Raw genomic sequence first — 20,750 nt, 5'->3', positions numbered from 1 at the left:
GGTAAACCGTGTCCGACGTCGAAGCCTGGATCACCGGCATCGGTCTCGTCTCTTCGCTCGGCGAAGGGCTCGATAGCCACTGGGATGCACTGCAGAACGGCACGATCCGCGCGGACGATAAGACATTCGCGCCGTACGTCGTCCATCCCCTCGCCTCACTGAACTTCGATCAGCAGATTCCGAAGAAGGGCGACCAGCGCCAGATGGAAGCCTGGCAGCGGATCGGAACCTATGCCGCCGGTCTCGCCCTCGATTCCGCAGGCATCAAGGGCAACGCTGACATCCTCGGCCGCACCGATATGATCGTCGCGGCCGGCGGCGGTGAGCGCGATCTCGCCGTCGATAGTGCGATCCTGACCGCAAAGGTCCAGGGCAACGCAGCACCAGGTTTCCTCAACGAGCGGTTGATGGGCGATCTGCGTCCGACGCTCTTCCTTGCCCAGCTATCCAACCTGCTCGCGGGCAACATCTCGATCGTCCACGGCGTCACCGGTTCATCCCGCACCTTCATGGGGGAAGAAGCCGCAGGTATCGACGCGATCCGCATCGCGCTCGCACGGATCGCCTCGGGACAAAGCGACATCGCCCTTGTCGGCGCCGCACACAACGGCGAACGCAAAGATTTGCTGATGCTCTATGAGTTCGGCGACTTCAACCTGAAGGACCAGTTCGCGCCGGTGTGGTCGCGCGGTCCGAATGGCGGCTTCGCGCTGGGTTCCGGCGGCGCATTCCTGGTGATCGAATCGCGCCGCCACGCTGAGGCGCGCGGCGCCAAACCCTATGCCAAACTGGCCAAGGTCGTTGCCGATCGAGCCCGCCGCGGCACAAGCGGCAACATTCGCGAGACGCTGGAGACGCTGTGGACGCAGGTTGGGGCCGATCCGTCCCGCAGCGCGATTATCACCGGCGCAACCGGCGCTGAACCCGCCACCGGTGAAGAGCGCACTTTTCTTGCAAACCACGCGGGCACTGCGGTCCGCGCCACGGCAACCCGCTTCGGCCACACGATGGAGGCGCAGTTCCCGCTCGGGGTCGCGCTGGCGGCGCTATCGCTGTCCCGAGGCGCACTGTTTCCGCCAAGCGATCCGTCCGGGACGGAGATTGCGCACCCCTCCTCTCCAACCCAAATTGTGGTGGTCGGAACCGGTCACTGGCGCGGCGAAGGCATGGCGCTGGTCGAAGCCGTTAAATAACGGGGAGGCAGATGGCGAACGTACGAGATCACGCGGGCCGGCCAGTCGTTGTTGTCACAGGGATGGGCATCGTGACCTCCCTTGGCGCCGGCAAAGCTGACAACTGGTCCAAACTGACCGCAGGGGAATCCGGCATCCGGACCATCACCCGCTTTCCAACCGACGGGCTGAAGACAACGATGGCTGGCGCCATCGATTTCCTCACCACCGAACGGAACACAGCGACCGATCTTTCGGATCTGTTTGCCGATCTCGCTACGGAAGAAGCGGTCGCAGAGGCTGGGATCGGGACGAAGGGAAATTTCCCCGGCCCCTTGTTTCTGGCGGTCGCACCGGTCGAGATGGACTGGCAGATGCGCGACGAGATCGCCTCGGCGCTCGGTCCCAAGACTGCGATCGATTACGACGCGATGCTGCGGCTTTCCGGCGGCGGCAAATACCGCGACGCGCATCGGCGTTTCCTGTTCGGAACGGCCGCCGACCGGCTTGCTGACAAATACGGCACCAAGGGTTCGCCGATCTCGATCTCGACAGCCTGCGCATCCGGCGTCAGTGCCATCCAGCTCGGCGTGGAAGCGATCCGTCGCGGCGAGACCGATGCCGCACTGTGTGTTGCGACTGACTCCTCCGTGAACGCCGAAGCCTTGATCCGCTTCTCGCTGCTGTCGGCGCTGTCCACACAGAACGAAACCCCGCATCAGGCCTCGAAGCCGTTCTCGAAGAATCGCGACGGGTTTGTGCTCGCCGAGGGTGCCGGCGCATTGGTGCTGGAGAGCCTGGAAGCCGCGGTCGCGCGCGGCGCGAAGATTCTCGGCGTGATCGCCGGCTGCGGCGAGCTTGCGGATTCCTTCCATCGCACGCGTTCGAGCCCGGACGGCAAGCCGATCATCGGCTGCGTACGCAACGCGCTGAGCGACGCCGGCATGACGCCGGAGCAAATCGACTACATCAACGCGCACGGCACATCGACGCCGGAGAACGACAAGATGGAGTATCTCGGAATCTCCACCGTGTTCGGAGAGCGCGCAAGGCAGATTCCAGTGTCGTCGAACAAGTCGATGATCGGCCACACGCTGTCCGCCGCCGGCGCTGTGGAAGCCATCTTCTCGCTGCTAACGCTTGAGCATCAGCGGATTCCGCCAACCATCAATTACGATGTCCCGGACCCTGCAATTCCGTTCGACGTCGTTCCGAACAAGGCCCGCGATGCGCGTGTGACCGCCGCCATGTCGAATTCGTTCGGCTTCGGTGGTCAGAATGCCTCGATGATCATGACCCGCGAACCGGTCTGATTGCCGGTTTGCGGGTGCCTCCAGGTTGACCCTCGCCCGAACCGGCGATAGCACCACCCGTCCCCTCAACGTAGATGCGAGCCGATGCGCGCCCTCACCCTTGTCAAGGAACGCCAGCTCGAAGTGCTGGAAGTCCCGCCGCCTCCCGCCCCGCAGGCAGGAGAGGTCCAAATCCGCGTCCGTGCCGTAGCGCTCAACCACATCGACGTCTGGGGCTATCGCGGCATGGCTTTCGCCAAGCGCAAGCTGCCGCTCGTGGTCGGCGCAGAGGCTTCCGGTGAGATCGCCAGCGTCGGACCAGGCGTGACCCGTTTCAAGGTCGGTCAGCCGGTCGTGATGTATGGCGCGCTGACCTGCGGCACCTGCCCCGCGTGTCGTGAAGGCCGCGACAATCTCTGCGAAAACGTCGGCGGGATCATGGGCTTCCACATTGACGGCTTCGCCCGCGAACTTCTCAACATGTCCGAGCGGCTGGTGATCCCGGTGCCCGAAGGGGTCAGCGCCCGCGACGCCGCCTGTGCGCCGATCGCGTTCTCGACCGTCCAGCACATGCTGTTCGACAACGCCAAGCTTCAGCCCGGCGAGAGCATTCTCGTGCATGCGGGCGGTTCGGGTATCGGCACCGTCGCGATCATGATGGCGAAGGCGATCGGCTGCACCGTGATCACCACGGTCGGCGATGATTCCAAGATCGAGCGCGTGAAGGCGCTGGGCGCGGATCATGCAATCAACTACCGCAAGGACCGTTTCGAAGGCGAAGTCCGCAAGCTGACCAAGAAGAAGGGCGTCGATGTCGTTTTCGAACATGTTGGCGCGGACACGTTCAACGGCTCTCTGCTCGTGCTGAAGCGTGGCGGCCGGCTGGTTACCTGCGGCTCCACCTCTGGCCCGACGACGACGATCAACCTGATGCAGTTGTTCCAGCAGCAGTATCGGATATTCGGTTCGTTCGGCGCCAGCATCAGGAACATTGCCGAAAGCCTGGACAAAATGGCAGCCGGCATGAAGCCGATCATCGACACCGAAACCCCGATCTCCAACGTGGCGGCCGCACTCGCGCGTATGGAAAGCCGGCAGATCTTCGGCAAGATCATCGTCAGCTTCTGATGCCTCGTCCGTTGCGCCGAGCAGGCTCCCGCCTGGAAAGAACGCTGAAGCCCGTCACCGATGCGGTGCTCGGCACAGCAGCGGTATTGGCGCTGCGCGCGCTGCGCTGGTTCGATCCCGACAAGACCGCTCATCTCCTGGCTCGCTGCGCGCGCGTCATTGGCCCCTATTTGCCCGAACACAAGGTCGGCCGTGCCAATCTGCGCGCGGCCTTTCCCGACAAATCACCGGAAGAGATCGAGAGCATCCTGCTTGCCGTCTGGGAAAATCTCGGCCGCTTCGCCGCGGAGTTCGCGCACCTCGATCGCATCTGGGATTTCGACCCGAACCGACCAGGCACTGGCCGCATCGAGATCGCACCGAATGCCCAGCCACTGTTCGAGAAGCTCATGAACGACGGCAAGGGTGCACTGGTGTTTGCAGCCCATCTCGGAAACTGGGAGCTGCCTGCGCTTGCCGCACCGGCTTATGGCCTCGACTCCGCCGTGCTGTTTCGCCGCCCCAACATCGCTGCCGTTGATCGCGCCGTGCAGGATATCCGCTCGCTCAACATGGGCGAGACGATCCCGACCGCCCTCGATGCTCCCGTGCGGCTCGCCGACGCGCTGCAAAACGGCGCCCATGTCGGCATGCTGGTGGACCAGCACTATTCCAAGGGCGTCGATATCACCTTCTTCGGCCGACCTGCCAAGGCCAACCCCCTGCTTGCGCGCTTGGCGCGGCAGATCGACTGCCCCATCCATGGCGTTCGTATCGTCCGTCTTCCGAACCAGCGTTTCTATGCCGAGTTGACGGAGGAGATCGAACCGGTTCGGGATTCAAGCGGCGCGATCGATATCCAGGGGACCACACAGAAGATCAACACCGTCATCGAAGGATGGATCCGCGAGCATCCCTCGCAATGGCTATGGCTCCACCGCCGCTGGCGGTGATCAGCGGCCCGTCTTGACCTTGGTCCAGACCCGGTTGATCACACGCTGAGCCGCCTGATCGCGGGCGACGATCACATAGAACCGCTTCATGGTGGCTTCGTCCGGATAGATGGTCTTGTCGCTGATGATCTTGGCGCTGATCAGCTTCTGGCTGGCCAAGTTGCCGTTGGCGTAGGACAGGAAATCGGAATTCCTGGCAGCGACCTCAGGACGGTACAGGAAATTGATCAGCTCGTGCGCCTCGTTGACGTTCTTCGCATCGGCGGGAATCGCCAGATTGTCGAAGAACATCTGCGCGCCCTCCCGCGGAATGGCATAAGCGATCTCCACGCCGTTCTTGGCCTCCTCCGCACGGCTCTGCGCCTGCTTGATGTCGCCGGACCAGCCGAAAACAAAACAGATCTCGCCACCCGCCAGCGCACTCAGGTATTCAGACGAGTGGAATTTACGAACAAAGGGGCGGATCTTGGCGATCAGTTCGGCAGCTTTGTCGAGATCGGCTTGCTTGGAAGAATTCGGATCGAGCTTCAAGTAGGTCAACGCCGCCGGAAGAATATCATCAGCGGAGTCCAGCATATGCACGCCGCAATCTTTGAACTTTGACAGGTTCTCCGGCTTGAACACCATGTCGAGCGTGCTCATCGCCTCGTCGAGTTGGACGTCAGCCCCCAGCACCTCGCGTGCTTTCTTGACGTTGTAACCAATTCCGGTCGTACCCCACATATAGTTGGCACCGTACTCGTTTCCCGGATCGTAGGTGGCAAGCTTCAGCGTCACCTCTGGCCACGCGTTCGATAGATTCGGCAGCTTCGCCTTGTCGAGCTTGCGAAACACATTGGCCTTGATCTGGCGTTCGAGAAAATAGGCCCCCGGCACCACCAGGTCGTAACCCGACTGCCCTGCAAGCAGCCGCGTCTCCAGCGTCTCGTTGGCATCGAATGTATCGTAGATGACCTTGATCCCAGTTTCCTTGGTGAAATCCTCCAGGACACCGGGCGCCATGTAGTTCGACCAGTTGTAGAAATGGACCTTGCGTTCCTGTGCTTGCGCACCGGAGACCGCAAACGACATCACCAGCAAACCGGCAAACAACGATCGCATCATTTCTCCTCGTTCGAACGTGACACAGGGAAGATATGCCCCTCCGGGCCGGGACGCCAATGCGCGTATCAGCGCGCACCACGAACGGCGCGCGACAGCCGCTCCAAAGCGCGGTCGATCGTGTCGTCCTTCTTGGCGAAGCAAAAACGGACGACGGAGGTCACAGGCTCCTCCTCATAAAACGCGGACACCGGAATTCCCGCGACCTTGTATTCCGCCACGAGCCGTTTGCAAAAAGCCTCGTCAGTTTCGTTCAGACCGAGCGGCTTCAGGTCGACGTTCAGAAAATACGTCCCCTGCGACGGCAACACCGGAAAGCCGATCTCCGCCAGCCCCTTGGTCAGACGATCGCGGCTGCGGGCAAGCTCCGTCCGCATGCCAAGGAAGTAATCGTCGCTCTTAGCAAGTCCATAGGCGACGGCGGACTGCAGGTTCGGTGGCGTCGTGAAGGTGAGGAACTGATGCGACTTCGCCAGCACCCGCAGGATCGGCGGCGCGGCACAGACGAAGCCGACCTTCCAGCCGGTGAGCGAGAAGATCTTGCCTGCCGAACCGATCTTCACCGTCCGGTCGCGCATGCCCGGCATCGCGATCAACGGAATATGCTCGCGGCCGTCGAAGACGACATGTTCCCAGACTTCATCGCACACCGCGATGACATCGAACTCCTGGCAGAACCGCGCAAGCAGCGCGAGATCCTCACGCGGATAGACGATCGCGGCCGGGTTCAGCGGATTGTTGAAGATGACGAGCTTGGTCTTGGCGTTGAAGACCCCCCTTAAGGCCTCTTCCGTCAGCCGCCAGCCCGGCGGCTGCAGCCGGACCAGCCTCGGAATACCGCCGGCCCGGCGAATCAGCGGCAGATAGGCATCGTAGGCCGGTGCGAACACCACCACCTCGTCGCCCGGCTCGATCAAGCCGAACAAGGCCCCCGCGATCGCCTCGGTCGCACCCGAGGTCACCATCACTTCGGTTAGCGGATCGAGCGAAAGCTTGTGCCAATGCTCATAATGGGCGGCGATCGCCTCTCGCAGCTCGGGCAGCCCCATCATCGACGGATACTGGTTGTAGCCATCAATGGAGGCTTCGGCCGCTTTCCGCCGTACATCCTCCGGACCCGGATCGTCAGGAAATCCCTGCCCGAGGTTAATCGCATTGTGGTCGCGCGCGAGCTGCGACATGACCTCAAAGACAGTGACCGGCAGGTTCGCGAAGATCGGATTCATCGCCGCAATTAGCCGGCCTTCGTCGGTAGACCGGCGGCCTTCCAACCGATGATGCCGCCGGCGAGGTGCTTGTCGTAGGGCTTGCCGGCAGTCTGTGCCGCGAGCGACGCCGTCACGGACCGCTTGCCGGACCGACAGGCGAACACCACCTGCTTTCCTTGCGGATCAGGAATATCGTCTACGTTGAAGGTGGACAGGGGAACGACAGCAGCATCCGGATAGGACTCCGCAGAAACTTCATTCGGTTCGCGGACGTCCACCAGCAGATAACGACCTTCCGCGACCCCTTTCGCGACCTCCTCCGGCGTCAAATCTTCAACGCTATGACCTTGATCCGACACCAGAAACCTCCGTGCTAATACCTTTTCTGCGGGCCAAGGTCGCTCCTTGCGTGGGGAAAATCAAGCGTCTCGTCGCCGCTAGATCGACACTTGCGTCCCAACCTCGACAACACGCTCGGTCGGGATCGCGAAATATTCGGTAGCGTCGTTGGCGGAGCGGCTCAAAAGGATAAAGAGCCTCGTCTGCCACTGCGGCATGACGGAGTTCGCCGCCGTTTTCAGCAGCCGCCTGGATACGAAAAAGGAGGTCGACATGATGTCGAACTGCCAGCCGAGCTTACGCGCAATGACAAGCGCCCGTGGCACGTTTGGCGATTCCATGAAGCCGAAGCGCAGCGTCACCAGCGAGAAAGTCGGGCTGATTTCGCGCATCTTGACCCGCTCGTCTGGATGAACCCGAGGCGCGTTCACGTTCTCGATCGTCAGAACGACGTTCTTCTCATGCAGCACTTTGTAGTGCTTAAGGCTGTGCAGCAGCGCTGTCGGTGCGCTTTGAGGGTCGCTCGTCAAGAAGACCGCCGTCCCTTTGACGCGCTGCGGCGGCCGCTTCTCCAAGGATTCGACCAAGCCGAGGAGCGGCGTCTCCAGCTTGCGCGTCTTCTCGAACAACAGGCGGCTGCCGCGCCGCCAAGTGTACATCACCAGCATGATCAGGCCGCCGAGCGACAACGGCACCCAGCCGCCCTCAAACAGCTTGAGCAGGTTGGCGGTGAGAAACGTCAGGTCGATCAGCAGAAATGGAGTGATCAGCGCGGCAGCGAGCAGAGGCGGCCAGCGCCACACCTTCCAGATGACGATGAACGCCATCATCGCGGTGACGACCATCGTCCCTGTCACGGCGATCCCATAGGCCGAAGCCAGCGCACTCGACGACTTGAACATGAGAACCAGCATCAACACGCCGACCAGCAAAAGTATATTGATGCGCGGAATGAAGATCTGCCCCATATGGGACTCGGAGGTGTGGCGGATTTCAAACCGCGGCAAGAGACCGAGTTGAATCGCCTGCTGCGTCAATGAATAGGCTCCGGTGATCACGGCTTGGCTGGCGATCACGGTCGCGACCGTGGCAAGCAACACCATCGGCAGCAGCGCCCAGTTCGGATACAGCAGAAAGAACGGATTCTCAATCGCCTTCGGGTCGGCGATAACCAGGGCTCCCTGCCCTAGATAATTGACCGCCAGCGCCGGCAGCACCACCGTCAGCCACGCCAGACGGATCGGCCTCCTGCCGAAATGACCGAGATCGGCATAGAGCGCTTCCGCGCCGGTGACTGCGAGAAACACTGCGCCGAGCGTCACCAACCCGATCATACCATGGCTGGCGACGAACCCAACCGCGTGCAACGGATTGAAGGCAAACAATACCTCAGGCGTGCGGATGATCTGCGGGACGGCCGCGATCGCAATGGCGGCGAACCACACGAGCGTAATCGGCCCGAAGAAGGTTGCGACTTTGGCTGTGCCGCGCGATTGCACGGCAAACAGCGCTACAAGGATGACGACAGTCAGCGGCACAACGTAGGGGTCGAACGCCATCGTAACGATCTTCAGGCCTTCCACCGCCGAGAGAACCGACAACGCCGGTGTCAAAATCGCGTCGCCGTAAAACAAGGCCGCACCGATCACCCCCAGCAACGAGATCACCACATGGCTGCGGCCCAAGGCCCGCTGAGCCAGCGCCATCAATGCGAGCGTACCACCCTCTCCGTTGTTATCGGCACGCAGCAGAATGACGACATATTTGAGGGTTACGATGACGATCAGCGCCCAGAGGATCAGCGAGAGAACGCCAATAACCGCGACGGGTGTAACTATTCCGCCCTGCCCCGCGGCTGCTGTTGCCGCCTCGCGGAATGCATAGAGCGGGCTTGTGCCGATATCACCGTAGACCACCCCAATGCTGCCGAGCGCGAGACCGGCAAGGCTAGCGCCCGATCCAGAAGTATAGCCATCAGCGGCCGAGGGCTGGCCAAGGGACGGCGACGTCTCGGCTGTCATAAAGCAAACCCTCGCGCTCGACGGTTAAGGCAGCATAGCTATAACATCCGGCCATCCGTCAACAGCGGACAGGCGCATGGGTCTGTTCGGTTGTCGCTGATCGCGGGAACGGACATCATCTAGGTGGTCGGCGGCGCCGGTCGTCAAATCGTTACTTGCGTGCCGACTTCCACCACGCGTCCGGTCGGGATGTGGAAATAGTCGGTCGCGTCATTGGCCGACTGGCTCAACGCAATGAACAATCGGTCCTGCCAGCGCGGCATGAACGAATGCGGCGCTGGTTTGAGCGAGCGGCGTGAGACGAAGAACGATGTCGACATCATATCGAAGTCCCAGCCGAGCCGGCGCGCATGCGCAAGCGCCAGCGGCACGTTCGGCGTCTCCATATAGCCAAAGCGCAGAGTCACGCGGGTAAACCGTTCGCTGACCTGCTCGAGACCAACGCGGTTCGACAGATCGACGCGTGGAAGGTTATCGGTCTCGACCGTCAAAATCACGTTGTTCTGGTGCAGCACCTTGTTGTGTTTGAGGTTATGCATCAGCGATGTCGGCACGAACTCCGGATCGCTGGTCAGGAAGACGGCGGTTCCCGGCACGATATGCGGCGGCCGCTTCTCAAGGCTGCGGATCAGATCGTGCATCGGCACTTCGATCTTGCGCGTCTTCTTGATCAGGATCGATGTTCCGCGCATCCAAGTCCAGACGACCACCGCCATCGCAGAACCAAACAGCAGCGGCACCCAGGCGCCTTCAAACAATTTAAGGAAGTTGGCAGCGAAGAAAGTCAGGTCGATGACCACGAACGGTGCGATCAGCGCGGCAGCCGCGGCAACACGCCAGTTCCAAAGCTTCCAAACGACGATGAAGGCCATGATCGCGTCAGCAACCATCGTCGTCGAAACGGCAATACCATAGGCTCCCGCCAGGGCACTCGATGTCCGGAACAGGCCGACCAGCAGAAGAACGCCGACCAGCAGCATCATGTTGACGCGCGGAAGGTAGATTTGGCCTGCATGAGTTTCCGACGTGAACCGCACCTCGAACCGCGGCAATAGCCCGAGCTGGATGGCCTGCCTGACCAACGAGAAGGCGCCGGTGATCACCGCCTGGCTGGCGATCACCGTCGCCGCTGTCGCGAGGCCGATCAAGGGAAGCAACAGGACATCCGGAACCAGCCGGTAGAAGGGGTTTTCAATCGCCTCCGGATGCGCGAGCACCAGCGCGCCCTGGCCAAAATAGTTCAACAGCAGCGCGGGCAGCACGAAGGAGAGCCACGCCGTCTGGATCGGCTTCCGGCCGAAATGACCGAGATCGGCGTAGAGCGCCTCGCCGCCAGTCACAACCAGAAACACCGCGCCGGCCGTCACCAGCCCGATCACACCATGCGAGCCGAGAAACTGCAGAGCGTACCATGGGTTGATCGCAGCCAGCACACCAGGATCGTCGCTGATGTGCGAAAGCCCGAGAACGGCGAGCGTCAGAAACCAAACAATCATCACAGGTGCGAAAGCGGCGGCGACCATCGCGGTGCCGCGGCTTTGCACCGAAAACAGCGCAACGAGAATGACGATCGTCAGCGGGACGACGTAATCCGTCAGCGCCGGTGCGGCGATCTTCAATCCCTCGACGGCGGAAAGCACAGAGATGGCCGGCGTGATCATCGAATCGCCAATGAACATCGCTGCCCCGATGATGCCCAGCCCAAGCAGGAGTACATTGCGGCGCCCAAGCGCACGATGGCCCAGAGCCATCAACGAAAGCGAGCCGCCCTCCCCGTTGTTGTCAGCGCGCAACAGCAGCAGCACGTATTTCGCGGTCACGACCGACAGCAATGACCAAACGATCAGCGACAACACACCGAGAACGATGTCGCGGGTGACAGGACCACCGTGGGCTGCCGCATGCACGGCTTCGCGGAATGCATAAAGCGGCGAAGTGCCGATATCGCCGTAAACCACTCCCACGCTGCCGAAGGCCAATGCAGCAAAACTGGTACGCGTTCGCGTGTCAGCCGAAAGGTCGGCAGTGGTCTCACTAACAGCCATGATCCGAAAATTACTCCGCCTCTCCTACAAGCCGCAAAATGCAGTTCGTTCCCTCGCACGGCGGATTCCGGCGCGGCTTATAGCATCGTCTGCTCTGAATGGACTCCGAAGAATTGCGAGGATGAGGGTATCAAGATACCCCACCCGCCTTTCCGAGGCAGCTATGGTCGGAGATTGGGAGGCAATGGCGGTTCCTCGCGCATGAGCGTGATGGTTACGCGCCGGTTAGCAGCAAGGGTCGGATCATCAGGAAAGAGCGGCTGGGTATCGGCCTTTCCGGCGACCATATAAAAATGCGAGGCTGGCAGCCCCTCCTTCTGGAGGATCTGGCGAACGGCATTTGCCCGATCGGACGAAAGTTCGAAGGCGTTTTGCTCTGCCCCGCGCGGGGTAAGCGTCGCGGCCGTATGGCCGACGACTGCGACGCGGAGCGGCGTATTGCGGAGCGGCACGGCGAGCTTCTGGATCAACAGCCGCGTTCGTTCATAAGGCTCCTTGGAGCCGTCGGGAAACATCGAACGGCCGTCCTGATCGACGATTTCCAGATTGAGCCCCTCGCGGGTCTCCTCGAACATGATGTGTTTCGAAAGCTCGGTCAGCTCGGGCATGTCCTGCAAAGCCTGACGCAGCGAAGCGGATGCCAGCGCAAACTCGCGATCGATTTTCAGCCGGGCGCCGGTCAGCTTGCCGCGTTCGACCTGCTCGGGAAGAGCCGGGTTGTCCGCATCGTCGGGCGTGTGCTGGACATGCTTCAGGCGGCTCCGCATCGGCAAACCATCGGCCTCGACGATGCCCGAAAAACGCGACTCGGTCTGGACGCCGAAAGCCTCCCGCATCGATCCGGCAACAATCTTGAGCTTCTGCTGATCCTGGGTCGAGAACGCCACCAGCATCACGAAGAACGCCATCAACAATGCCATCAGATCGGCAAAGGTGACGAACCAGCCGTGTCCTCCTTGATGCCCGCCGCGCGCCTTCTTCGCCATGCTTCATCAACCCCACGCAACACAAGCTGGACTAAGCGGGGACTGGCTCGCCTTCGGGATCGCGATGCTTCTCCGGCAAATAGGCCAGCAGCATTTCCCGCACGAGCGCCGGGCTCTTGGAATCGCGGATCATGAGAATGCCATCGATGATCAGCGTGCGATTGGTCTCTTCGTCGAGCAGCTTAACATGCAGTTTGTCGGCAATCGGCAAGCAAATGAGGTTTGCAACGGTCGCGCCGTAGAGCGTCGCCAGCAGAGCGATCGCCATGAACGGCCCAAGCTTCGACGGGTCCGACATGTTGGAGAACATCTGTACCATGCCGATCAGCGTTCCGATCATGCCGAAGGCCGGGGCGCAGTCTCCCACCGCCCGATAGATCTTCGACCCCTCGTCGAGATGCATGAGAAAGTTATCGCGGTCTCGCTCGAGGTTGTCGCGGATGAAGTTCGCGTCATAACCGTCCGCGACATAACGGATGCCCTTGGCGAGAAACGGATCGTCGGTTTCGACCTTCTCGAGTCCGACCGGACCTTGCTTGCGGGCGATCTCGGCAATGGAAGCCAACTCATCCACCAGATCGCGCGCAGTCGTTCGGCGCAGCGTGAAAGCGAACTTCGCTCCGAGCGGGACGCCGTGGAAAATGGCGGACAACGGAAAACGGATCAGCGTCGCTGCGAACGAGCCGCCGAAAATGATGATGACGGCATGGATGTCGTAGAACATCCGGAAATCGCCGCCCATCAGGATCAAGGTCGAGACGACGATGAGGCCCGCAAGCAGCCCAAGGCCTGTGGCGATATCCATGGATGGCTCCAACGCATACGCTTAGGTGCCGTCCGTACTGGATTCGGCGACGCTGACCCTTCTGGCCGACGCTGATCGGACCCTATCCCGCGCGCCATTAAAACAGCGTAAAGCCTTGCGGTCCGGGCCAGGCCGCCGACGCATCAACCATTCGGTAACTGTCGGAAAGGCTCAGTTCAGGCGCGGCGGCCGGTCTTCGTGCTTCTCCCCGGAGGGGCGCCCCGAAAACGGGTCGTGGACCTCTCCGGCAACGGTGCTCGCGGCAGCCGTCATCTCCTCTGCAGCCCGACGCGCCTGTGCGCGGTAGGACAGCCAGCCGATCGGCAGGCTGCACAGGAACAGCAGCGTACCAATGCTGAGCACATGCCACGGATAGCCGATCAGCAGCGCGATCATCAGGATGACGAAAACGATGACCGGCAGCACCATCTCCCGCGGCACGCGCGCGCCGACCTTCTTGCCGGAAAACACCGGGATGCGCGACACCATCAGAAACGCAATCACGAGCACGTAGACCGCGATCACCAGCGCCGGAATGTCTGGGGCTCCGAGCAGCGAGAGATAGATCGGCAGAAGTGCGCACAGCGCCCCAGCCGGGGCCGGTACGCCGGTGAAGAAGTTTTCCGCAAATGCCGGCTTGTTCGGATCGTCCAGCGTCGCGTTAAAGCGCGCAAGACGCAATCCCATGCTGATCGCAAACACCATGACCGCGATCCAGCCGACATTGTTCAGCTCATGCAGCTTCCAGAAATAAAGCATCAGCGCCGGCGTCACGCCAAAGTTGACGAAATCGGCGAGGCTGTCGAGCTCGGCCCCAAACTTCGACTGCCCCTTGATCATCCGGGCGATACGCCCATCGATGCCATCAAGCACGGCCGCGAAAACGATGGCGCCGAGGGCAAGCTCGACCCGCCCGTCGATGGTCAACCGGATCGCGGTCAGTCCCGCGCAGAGCGCCAGGAGCGTAATAATATTAGGCACCAGCATCCGCAGCGGAATCGGCCGGAAGCGGCGGCGCGGCACGTCAGGCACTCTGGGGTTCGGAAGCGTGGTCATCAGACAGATATAGCGTCCCGCAGGCGGCGGCGCCATGGCCGGTTCCGCACCCGCGCGTTACCCGAACTAGTCGGCCCGGTAGGTCCGGCCGCCATCGCCGATGCGGAAGTCAGCGAGAACGGTCTCTCCGGCAACTGCCGTCTGGCCTTCCGCGACAAGCGCCTTGCTGCCCTCGGGCAGGAACACGTCCAGCCGTGAGCCAAACCGGATCAATCCGAATCGCTCGCCGGCGGTCATCGATTGCCCCTCGCGGACGAAGCAGACGATCCGGCGCGCCACCAGGCCCGCGATCTGGATCACGCCGATCTGCCCGTCGGGAGTGGAGATCACCAGCGCATTGCGCTCGTTGTCCTCGCTGGCCTTGTCGAGCTCGGCATTGATGAACTTGCCGGGGCGATAGGCGATTCGCTCCACCCGCCCCGTCACCGGGCTGCGATTTACATGGCAATTGAAAACGCTCATGAAGATCGAAACCCGCGGCAGCGGCTTGTCGCCGAGCCCCAATTCAGCAGGCGGGACTGCCTGCACCACCATCGACACCCGACCGTCGGCCGGCGAAACGACGACTCCCTCCCGCAGCGGCGTCACCCGCTTGGGATCGCGGAAGAACAGCACGCACCAGACCGTCAGGCCTGTACCGATCCAGCCAAGTGGCGTCCAGATCAGAAACAGGATCAGGCTCGCCAGGGCAAACCCGCCAATGAAAGGATACCCTTCCGGATGAATCGGCGGAATCTGCCCGCGGATGGAATTTGCAATCGACATCTGTCACCAGGTTGAAAACGGAAGCGAATTGAGCCGGACCCTACTCTGCCGCGTTGGGCGTGACCAGCGGAACGCGCTCGTGCGGCATGTTGTCCTTCGGCTCGTCTTCGCCCGACGATTGCGGCGCTGGCGAGGCCGTACTGTCGCCAACCATCGCGAGCTTCTCCCGGGCGGCGTCCGCTTCCCGCTGCCGATTCCACATGCTGGCGTACAGTCCGTCGATGGCAAGGAGTTCGGCATGTTTGCCGCGCTCGACAATCCGCCCCTGGCTTAGCACGATGATTTCGTCGGCGTTGATGATGGTCGACAACCTGTGGGCAATGACCAAAGTAGTCCGCCCCTTGGAGACCCGTTCGAGCGCATCCTGGATTTCTCGCTCGGTATGGCTGTCCAGGGCGGACGTGGCCTCATCCAGCAGCAGGATCGGCGGCCCCTTCAGGATGGTTCGCGCAATCGCCACCCGCTGCTTCTCGCCACCGGATAATTTCAGCCCGCGCTCGCCCACCTCGGTCTCATACCCCTTCGGCGCCAGGCGAATGAAATGATCGATCTGCGCCAACCGCGCCGCCTCCTCGACCTCGGCATCGGCCGCGTCCCAGCGGCCATAGCGGATGTTGTAGCGGATGGTGTCGTTGAACAGCACAGTATCCTGCGGCACCATACCGATGGCCGCCCGCAACGAGCGCTGCGTGACATCGCCGATGTCCTGGTCATCGATCGTGATCCGCCCCCCGCCAATGTCGTAGAGCCGGTAGAGCAGCCGGGACAACGTCGATTTGCCCGCGCCCGATGGGCCGACCACCGCAACCGTGTGCCCTGCGGGGACCTCGAAGCTCACTCCTTGCAGGATCGGACGATCCGGGTCGTAGGAGAATTTCACGTCCTCGAACCGTATCGCGCCGCTGGTCACCTGCAGCGGCTTTGCTCCAGGGTGATCCTTGACCTCCGGCTCCCGCGCGAGAATGCCGAACATCTTCTCGATATCGATGATCGCCTGCTTGATCTCGCGATAGACCATGCCCATGAAGTTCAGCGGCTGGTAGAGCTGGATCATCATCGCATTGATCATGACGAAATCACCGACCGTGTGCGTACCGTTGCGCACGCCGATCGCGCACATCACCATCACCACGGCAAGACCGACGGTGAATATCACCGCCTGCCCCGCATTCAGCATCGCAAGCGAGGTGTATGTCCGGACACTGGCGCGTTCGTAGCGCTCCATCGAGCGGTCGTAGCGTGCGGCCTCACGCGCCTCGGCGCCGAAGTACTTCACGGTCTCGTAGTTCAAGAGCGAGTCTATGGCCTTGGTGTTAGCCTCGGTATCCGACTCGTTCATGCGGCGACGGATTTCGATCCGCCATTCGGTCGCGATGTAGGTGAAGTACATATAGGCCGCAACGGTGATCACGATCGCGATCACGTATCGCCAGTCGAATTGATAGAACAATACGGCCGCAACCAGCCCGACCTCGACCAATGTCGGCACCAGTTGCAGGATCACCATCCGCACCATGACTTCGATGCCGGTGCGGCCCCGCTCGAGAACGCGGGTCAGCCCGCCGGTCTTGCGCTCGAGATGAAAGCGCAAGGACAGCTCGTGCATATGAACGAAGGTGAGATAGGCCAGCTTCCGCACGGCATGCATCGCCACCTTCGCGAAGATGCCGTCGCGCAACTGGGTCAGCACCGCCATGACGATGCGAATGACGCCATAGCTGATGGTCATCAGCAGCGGTGATGCGATCAGCCAGACCCACCAGTCCGCTTCGACCGGCGCCGTATTCTGGCCGGTCAGACCATCGACCGCCCACTTGTAGGTGAAGGGCACGGCGAGCGTTGCGACCTTCGCGATCAGCAGCACCACCATGGCCGCCAGCACGCGCAACTTCAGATCGCGCCGGTCGCTCGGCCAGATATAGGGCCAAAGATGCATTAGCGACTGCACCATCGACCCGCGATCGGAAATCTCGTTGAAACGGCTGGAAGCGGCCTGAATGTGCTTCTGATCGGGCGCGGAACTGGGCTTGGTCATTCGTCGTGTCTGGCGTCAGGCGGCCATGCCGTCCGACCCGCGACTCTTTCTCGTTCGTTCGAGGTCGCCCCTCATATAGAGCGTTTCTAAAGCCAGCGCACCGGCCCGGAGGACAATTTCGCAAGTGCGAATAGAATGGAGAAATAACGTCTGCGTGCCCAAGACTGGACGGCCATCCTATGAGAACCTCGATCTCCACCTTTCGGTGAATGTCGGCCGCGGAACACATGGTAGCTTGCAAACGTCTTTGAGCTGCGAAAGTTGAGGCGCGCGACTTAAGCCCTTCATTTTTGTGGCTTCTTGGGCGTCTTGTTGCCTCTCGCGACGGCTGCCAGCGGCGGGCCGGGTACACGGGACTCGGAACATGGCCGGCGGGGAGATGACAGCATTGCCGCCGGCCAACTGACGTAAGGATGCCTGTCTGACGATGCCTATCGTCGCCTCCCCCGATACCGACGAATGCCGGACAAGCGCAGGCGCGTTGAATGGCTCCCTGAAGTTGAATGGCTCCCTGAAACTGAAATGACGCGCGTCATCGTCAGACCGAACGTCTAAACGCTTCCACTTTCGCCAGTCTGCATCGCGAGGTTTCGATGTACAGAATGTCTTTGATAATCGCAGTCGCCGTCGGGCTGTTCTGGTGCTGATGGACGCGTGAACGCTTGTCGGCTGGAACAATATTTTCGGCTTACAAGGGCAACGGCAATTGCGCCTACATTGGCCAAGGCGCGAAAGAGCAATCGCATTGCACGATTGCCGAAGAAAAATGTCCGGCGAATACAAGCCGGGAGCATTCCAACAGCGATCCCAAACGGGACTGTTGTTGCCCGCGCTCGAACCGGCAACCGCAGAAATGCTATTGGAGCAGAACAGCCCATTCTGTCGAGGCCAATGTGGCCCTGGTTGGATTCCAAAAAAGAGCACCAGATCGGGCACGGGCGAAACGTGCGTCACGGGCGTCAAGATCTACTGCTGCAACTACTGATCTTTGGAAATTGGAGGTCCCCCGACTGAGCACGATGAGCCCAGCGGCTTATCGGCACCTACTTTAAACCAGGTCACGTCTTGACCCTGGTGTGGTGCGATACCACATCATTAGAATGAGTGAAATCCGCAGCATTTGCGTCTATTGCGGCTCTGGCCCTGGCGCAAACCCACACTTTGTCGAGGCCGCCACGGCCTTCGGTCAAATCCTCGCAAACAACAATATCCGGCTGATCTACGGCGGCGGCTCCATCGGCCTGATGGGCGCAGTCGCCAAGTCGGTTCATGATCACGGCGGACGGATTACAGGCGTCATTCCCGAATTCCTGACCGCGCGCGAGCATGCGATGACCGAGGCGCACGAACTGATCGTGACGCCGGATATGCATACCCGCAAGAAGATCATGTTCGAACGCGCCGACGCCTTTGTCGCGTTGCCCGGCGGGGTCGGCACGCTGGAAGAGCTGGTCGAACAAGTGACATGGTCACAGCTCGGCCAGCACAAGAAGCCGATCCTGATCGCCAATATCGATGGCTTCTGGGAGCCGTTCCTGAAGCTGATCGATCATATGCGCGACATGGCGTTCATTCGCGCAGGTCTGAGCGTGAACCTGCTGACGGCGAACACACCCGCCGAAATCTTGCCCAAGCTCAATGCGGCCATGCAGAGCAATGGCAACGGCAAGGTGCGCGAAGTCGTCGAGAAGATGTAACGCATGGCGCGCGGATGCAGCCGCCATGCCGATCAGGTCGGGGCTGACGATCGCAATAGCTTAAAGAAGATCGAATCCATCAGCGCCTGAAACGACGCGTCGATCACGTTCGGCGAAACGCCGATCGTGGTCCAGCGTTCGCCATCTTCATTCTCGCTTTCGATCAACACGCGGGTCACCGCTTCCGAGCCGCCGTTGAGGATACGGACGCGGTAATCGACAAGCTTCAGCCCGTCGATGAACGTCTGGTACTTTCCGAGATCCTTACGCAAGGCCACGTCCAGCGCGTTGACCGGACCATTTCCCTCGGCCGCCGAGATCAGCATCTCGCCGGCGACATTGACCTTTACCACAGCGAGCGCAACGGTGACTCGTTGCCCCAGCGCGTTGAATCGCTGCTCGACATTCACATCGAACTGTTCGACCCGGAAGTATTCCGGCACGCGCCCCAAGGTGCGCCGCGCAAGCAGTTCGAACGACGCGTCGGCGGATTCATACGCATAACCGACGGCCTCGCGCTCCTTCACCTCCTCGAGAAGCCGCGTGAGTTTCGGATCATTCCTGTCGTAGGCGATCTTCATCCGGTCGAGCTCGCTCAGCAGATTCGAACGACCAGCCTGGTCGGAGACCAGAACCTTGCGATGATTTCCCACCGTTTCCGGGGGCACATGCTCGTAGGTGGCCGGGTCCTTGACGATCGCAGAGGCATGAATACCGGCCTTGGTGGCAAAAGCGCTTTCACCGACATAGGGCGCGTGCGGGTCCGAGACCCGGCTCAGCATGTTGTCCAGCGCACGCGAAATATGCACCAGCGTTGACAGCTTCTCTTCCGAAACTCCGATATCGAATCTCTCCGAAAACGGCTTTTTCAGTTTCAGGGTCGGGATGATCGAACAGAGGTTTGCATTTCCACAGCGCTCGCCGAGGCCGTTCAACGTTCCCTGGATTTGCCGGGCCCCTGCCAGCACCGCTGCGAGCGAATTTGCGACCGCCTGCTCGGTATCATTGTGGGCGTGGATGCCGACGTGCGTACCCGGCACATGCTTGACGACCTCACCGACGATTTCGCTGACTTCGTACGGGAGCGTGCCGCCGTTGGTATCGCAGAGCACCACCCAGCGCGCACCCGCCTCGTAAGCGGCCTTCGCACATGCCAGCGTATAGGCCGGATTGGCCTTGTAGCCGTCAAAGAAGTGCTCACAATCGACCAGCACCTCCCGGCCTTTCGCTTTGGCCGCGACGACGCTGTCCCGGATCGACGCGAGGTTTTCTTCATTGGTGGTCTCTAGCGCCACCTTGACCTGGTATTCCGAGGATTTCGCGACGAAGCAGATCGCATTGGCCTTGGCATCCAGCAACGCAGCGATGCCGGGATCGTTCGATGCCGACCGTCCAGGACGGCGCGTCATTCCGAATGCAGTGAACTTGGCCTTGCTCAGTTGCGGGTCTGCGGAGAAAAATTCGGTATCGGTCGGATTGGCGCCCGGATAGCCGCCCTCGACATAGTCCATGCCGAGATCGTCGAGCATACTTGCGATCAGCTTCTTGTCGTGAGCGGTGAAGTCGACACCGTTTGTCTGCGCACCGTCCCGCAGTGTCGTATCGAAAAGGTAGAGACGTTCGCGGCTCATTGAGGCGCTCCCTTCGGCGTCTCGCCGAGCGTTTTCTGCATTGTCGTATGACCCAGCCACTCATCGCCGAGCGGAACGGTGTTGCGCTGTTGCGCGACATATCCCCGCTTGGTGAAAAAGCGGTGTGCCGTATCGCTGACCTCCGCGGTGAGCTTGGTCGCTCCGCGCGCGCCGGCGAGCTTCTCCAAAGCGTCGCACAGCGACGATGCAACGCCCTGCCCGATAGCACTCGGATGTACGAATAGCAGATCGATATGATCCTTGCCCTTCAGCGAGGCAAAGCCAACCGGCGTTTCCTGCAAGGTGGCGATCAACGTCAGCTGCTTACCGAGCCGGGCGGCAAAATCATCCTCACCAATAGCGGCGATCCAGGCCTCCTGCTGGGCCTCGGTGTAGTCATCGCCCGTCAGTTCGGCGATGCTCGCCTCATAGATCGCCGCGCAAACGGGCGTGTCGGCAGGCAGAAACGGCCGCAAACCGGGCTTTGGCATCGTTTGTCCCATTTCTCATCAGATCCCGAACACGAAACGCGGGAAA

General features: G+C 61.2%; 17 protein-coding genes. 5 read left to right on the top strand and 12 right to left on the bottom strand.

Annotation, left to right across the window (positions count from 1 at the left end; genetic code table 11):
* Positions 1-8 precede the first annotated feature (8 nt).
* From X566_RS17745 to X566_RS17730, 4 genes are all read left to right on the top strand, one after another.
* A complete protein-coding gene (locus tag X566_RS17745; protein ID WP_034470038.1) occupies positions 9-1,193 on the top strand; it encodes a beta-ketoacyl-ACP synthase in 1,185 nt (394 codons plus the stop codon).
* 11 nt (positions 1,194-1,204) lie between these two features.
* Positions 1,205-2,485: a beta-ketoacyl-ACP synthase gene (locus X566_RS17740; protein WP_034470036.1), complete on the top strand. Its 1,281-nt coding sequence runs from the start codon at positions 1,205-1,207 to the stop codon at positions 2,483-2,485.
* A gap of 84 nt (positions 2,486-2,569) precedes the next feature.
* The gene (locus X566_RS17735; RefSeq protein ID WP_034470035.1) at positions 2,570-3,592 is read left to right on the top strand and encodes a zinc-binding dehydrogenase; all 1,023 of its coding nucleotides are present in this window, start codon (positions 2,570-2,572) and stop codon (positions 3,590-3,592) included.
* Complete coding sequence (locus tag X566_RS17730) at positions 3,592-4,524, top strand: lipid A biosynthesis lauroyl acyltransferase (RefSeq protein WP_034470034.1); 933 nt, start codon at positions 3,592-3,594, stop codon at positions 4,522-4,524. Before X566_RS17735 ends, X566_RS17730 begins: the two co-directional genes overlap by 1 nt.
* On the opposite strand, the gene X566_RS17725 is transcribed toward X566_RS17730, so the two are convergent.
* From X566_RS17725 to X566_RS17680, 10 genes are all read right to left on the bottom strand, one after another.
* Positions 4,525-5,628, bottom strand: a complete 1,104-nt coding sequence (locus X566_RS17725) for a polyamine ABC transporter substrate-binding protein (protein ID WP_034470032.1) — start codon at positions 5,626-5,628, stop codon at positions 4,525-4,527.
* Positions 5,629-5,693: 65 nt separating this feature from the next.
* On the bottom strand, positions 5,694-6,851 hold the full coding sequence (locus X566_RS17720) for an aminotransferase (protein WP_034470030.1): 1,158 nt from the start codon (positions 6,849-6,851) through the stop codon (positions 5,694-5,696).
* A gap of 8 nt (positions 6,852-6,859) precedes the next feature.
* The gene (locus tag X566_RS17715) at positions 6,860-7,192 is read right to left on the bottom strand and encodes a rhodanese-like domain-containing protein (RefSeq protein WP_034470028.1); all 333 of its coding nucleotides are present in this window, start codon (positions 7,190-7,192) and stop codon (positions 6,860-6,862) included.
* A 78-nt stretch (positions 7,193-7,270) separates the two neighbouring features.
* Entirely contained in the window at positions 7,271-9,193 is a 1,923-nt protein-coding gene (locus X566_RS17710; protein ID WP_034470026.1) for a potassium transporter Kup, read from the bottom strand.
* Between the two features lie 143 nt (positions 9,194-9,336).
* Positions 9,337-11,238 carry a potassium transporter Kup gene (locus X566_RS17705; RefSeq protein ID WP_034470024.1) on the bottom strand — a complete coding sequence of 634 codons (1,902 nt, stop codon included), beginning with the start codon at positions 11,236-11,238 and terminating at the stop codon, positions 9,337-9,339.
* A 161-nt stretch (positions 11,239-11,399) separates the two neighbouring features.
* Entirely contained in the window at positions 11,400-12,224 is an 825-nt protein-coding gene (locus X566_RS17700; RefSeq protein WP_034470022.1) for a flagellar motor protein MotB, read from the bottom strand.
* Between the two features lie 31 nt (positions 12,225-12,255).
* Positions 12,256-13,029, bottom strand: a complete 774-nt coding sequence (locus X566_RS17695; protein ID WP_034470020.1) for a motility protein A — start codon at positions 13,027-13,029, stop codon at positions 12,256-12,258.
* 171 nt (positions 13,030-13,200) lie between these two features.
* Positions 13,201-14,085 carry a phosphatidylcholine/phosphatidylserine synthase gene (locus X566_RS17690; protein ID WP_034472271.1) on the bottom strand — a complete coding sequence of 295 codons (885 nt, stop codon included), beginning with the start codon at positions 14,083-14,085 and terminating at the stop codon, positions 13,201-13,203.
* A gap of 66 nt (positions 14,086-14,151) precedes the next feature.
* Entirely contained in the window at positions 14,152-14,850 is a 699-nt protein-coding gene (locus tag X566_RS17685; protein ID WP_034470019.1) for a phosphatidylserine decarboxylase, read from the bottom strand.
* Between the two features lie 40 nt (positions 14,851-14,890).
* The gene (locus X566_RS17680; RefSeq protein ID WP_244434866.1) at positions 14,891-16,801 is read right to left on the bottom strand and encodes an ABC transporter ATP-binding protein/permease; all 1,911 of its coding nucleotides are present in this window, start codon (positions 16,799-16,801) and stop codon (positions 14,891-14,893) included.
* 1,184 nt (positions 16,802-17,985) lie between these two features.
* Between X566_RS17680 and X566_RS17675 the strand changes: the two genes are divergently transcribed.
* On the top strand, positions 17,986-18,582 hold the full coding sequence (locus X566_RS17675) for a TIGR00730 family Rossman fold protein (protein ID WP_034470017.1): 597 nt from the start codon (positions 17,986-17,988) through the stop codon (positions 18,580-18,582).
* A 32-nt stretch (positions 18,583-18,614) separates the two neighbouring features.
* Here X566_RS17675 and cimA read toward each other — a convergent pair whose 3' ends face one another.
* Positions 18,615-20,213 carry a citramalate synthase gene (cimA, locus tag X566_RS17670; RefSeq protein ID WP_034470015.1) on the bottom strand — a complete coding sequence of 533 codons (1,599 nt, stop codon included), beginning with the start codon at positions 20,211-20,213 and terminating at the stop codon, positions 18,615-18,617.
* A complete protein-coding gene (locus X566_RS17665; protein WP_034470013.1) occupies positions 20,210-20,716 on the bottom strand; it encodes a GNAT family N-acetyltransferase in 507 nt (168 codons plus the stop codon). Before X566_RS17665 ends, cimA begins: the two co-directional genes overlap by 4 nt.
* Between the last annotated feature and the right edge of the window lie 34 nt (positions 20,717-20,750).

The sequence above is a fragment of the Afipia sp. P52-10 genome, from assembly GCF_000516555.1.
Classification (GTDB): domain Bacteria; phylum Pseudomonadota; class Alphaproteobacteria; order Rhizobiales; family Xanthobacteraceae; genus P52-10.
This window is presented reverse-complemented; position numbering and strand designations above follow the sequence as displayed.

Coding starts and splice junctions, on each gene's coding strand:
- X566_RS17665 (WP_034470013.1), bottom strand. CDS start 20,716: ATGGGACAAACGATGCCAAAGCCCGGTTTGCGGCCGTTTCTGCCTGCC.
- X566_RS17675 (WP_034470017.1), top strand. CDS start 17,986: ATGAGTGAAATCCGCAGCATTTGCGTCTATTGCGGCTCTGGCCCTGGC.
- X566_RS17740 (WP_034470036.1), top strand. CDS start 1,205: ATGGCGAACGTACGAGATCACGCGGGCCGGCCAGTCGTTGTTGTCACA.
- X566_RS17700 (WP_034470022.1), bottom strand. CDS start 12,224: ATGGCGAAGAAGGCGCGCGGCGGGCATCAAGGAGGACACGGCTGGTTC.
- cimA (WP_034470015.1), bottom strand. CDS start 20,213: ATGAGCCGCGAACGTCTCTACCTTTTCGATACGACACTGCGGGACGGT.
- X566_RS17735 (WP_034470035.1), top strand. CDS start 2,570: ATGCGCGCCCTCACCCTTGTCAAGGAACGCCAGCTCGAAGTGCTGGAA.
- X566_RS17690 (WP_034472271.1), bottom strand. CDS start 14,085: ATGACCACGCTTCCGAACCCCAGAGTGCCTGACGTGCCGCGCCGCCGC.
- X566_RS17695 (WP_034470020.1), bottom strand. CDS start 13,029: ATGGATATCGCCACAGGCCTTGGGCTGCTTGCGGGCCTCATCGTCGTC.
- X566_RS17685 (WP_034470019.1), bottom strand. CDS start 14,850: ATGTCGATTGCAAATTCCATCCGCGGGCAGATTCCGCCGATTCATCCG.
- X566_RS17710 (WP_034470026.1), bottom strand. CDS start 9,193: ATGACAGCCGAGACGTCGCCGTCCCTTGGCCAGCCCTCGGCCGCTGAT.
- X566_RS17730 (WP_034470034.1), top strand. CDS start 3,592: ATGCCTCGTCCGTTGCGCCGAGCAGGCTCCCGCCTGGAAAGAACGCTG.
- X566_RS17705 (WP_034470024.1), bottom strand. CDS start 11,238: ATGGCTGTTAGTGAGACCACTGCCGACCTTTCGGCTGACACGCGAACG.
- X566_RS17680 (WP_244434866.1), bottom strand. CDS start 16,801: ATGGTGCAGTCGCTAATGCATCTTTGGCCCTATATCTGGCCGAGCGAC.
- X566_RS17720 (WP_034470030.1), bottom strand. CDS start 6,851: ATGAATCCGATCTTCGCGAACCTGCCGGTCACTGTCTTTGAGGTCATG.
- X566_RS17725 (WP_034470032.1), bottom strand. CDS start 5,628: ATGATGCGATCGTTGTTTGCCGGTTTGCTGGTGATGTCGTTTGCGGTC.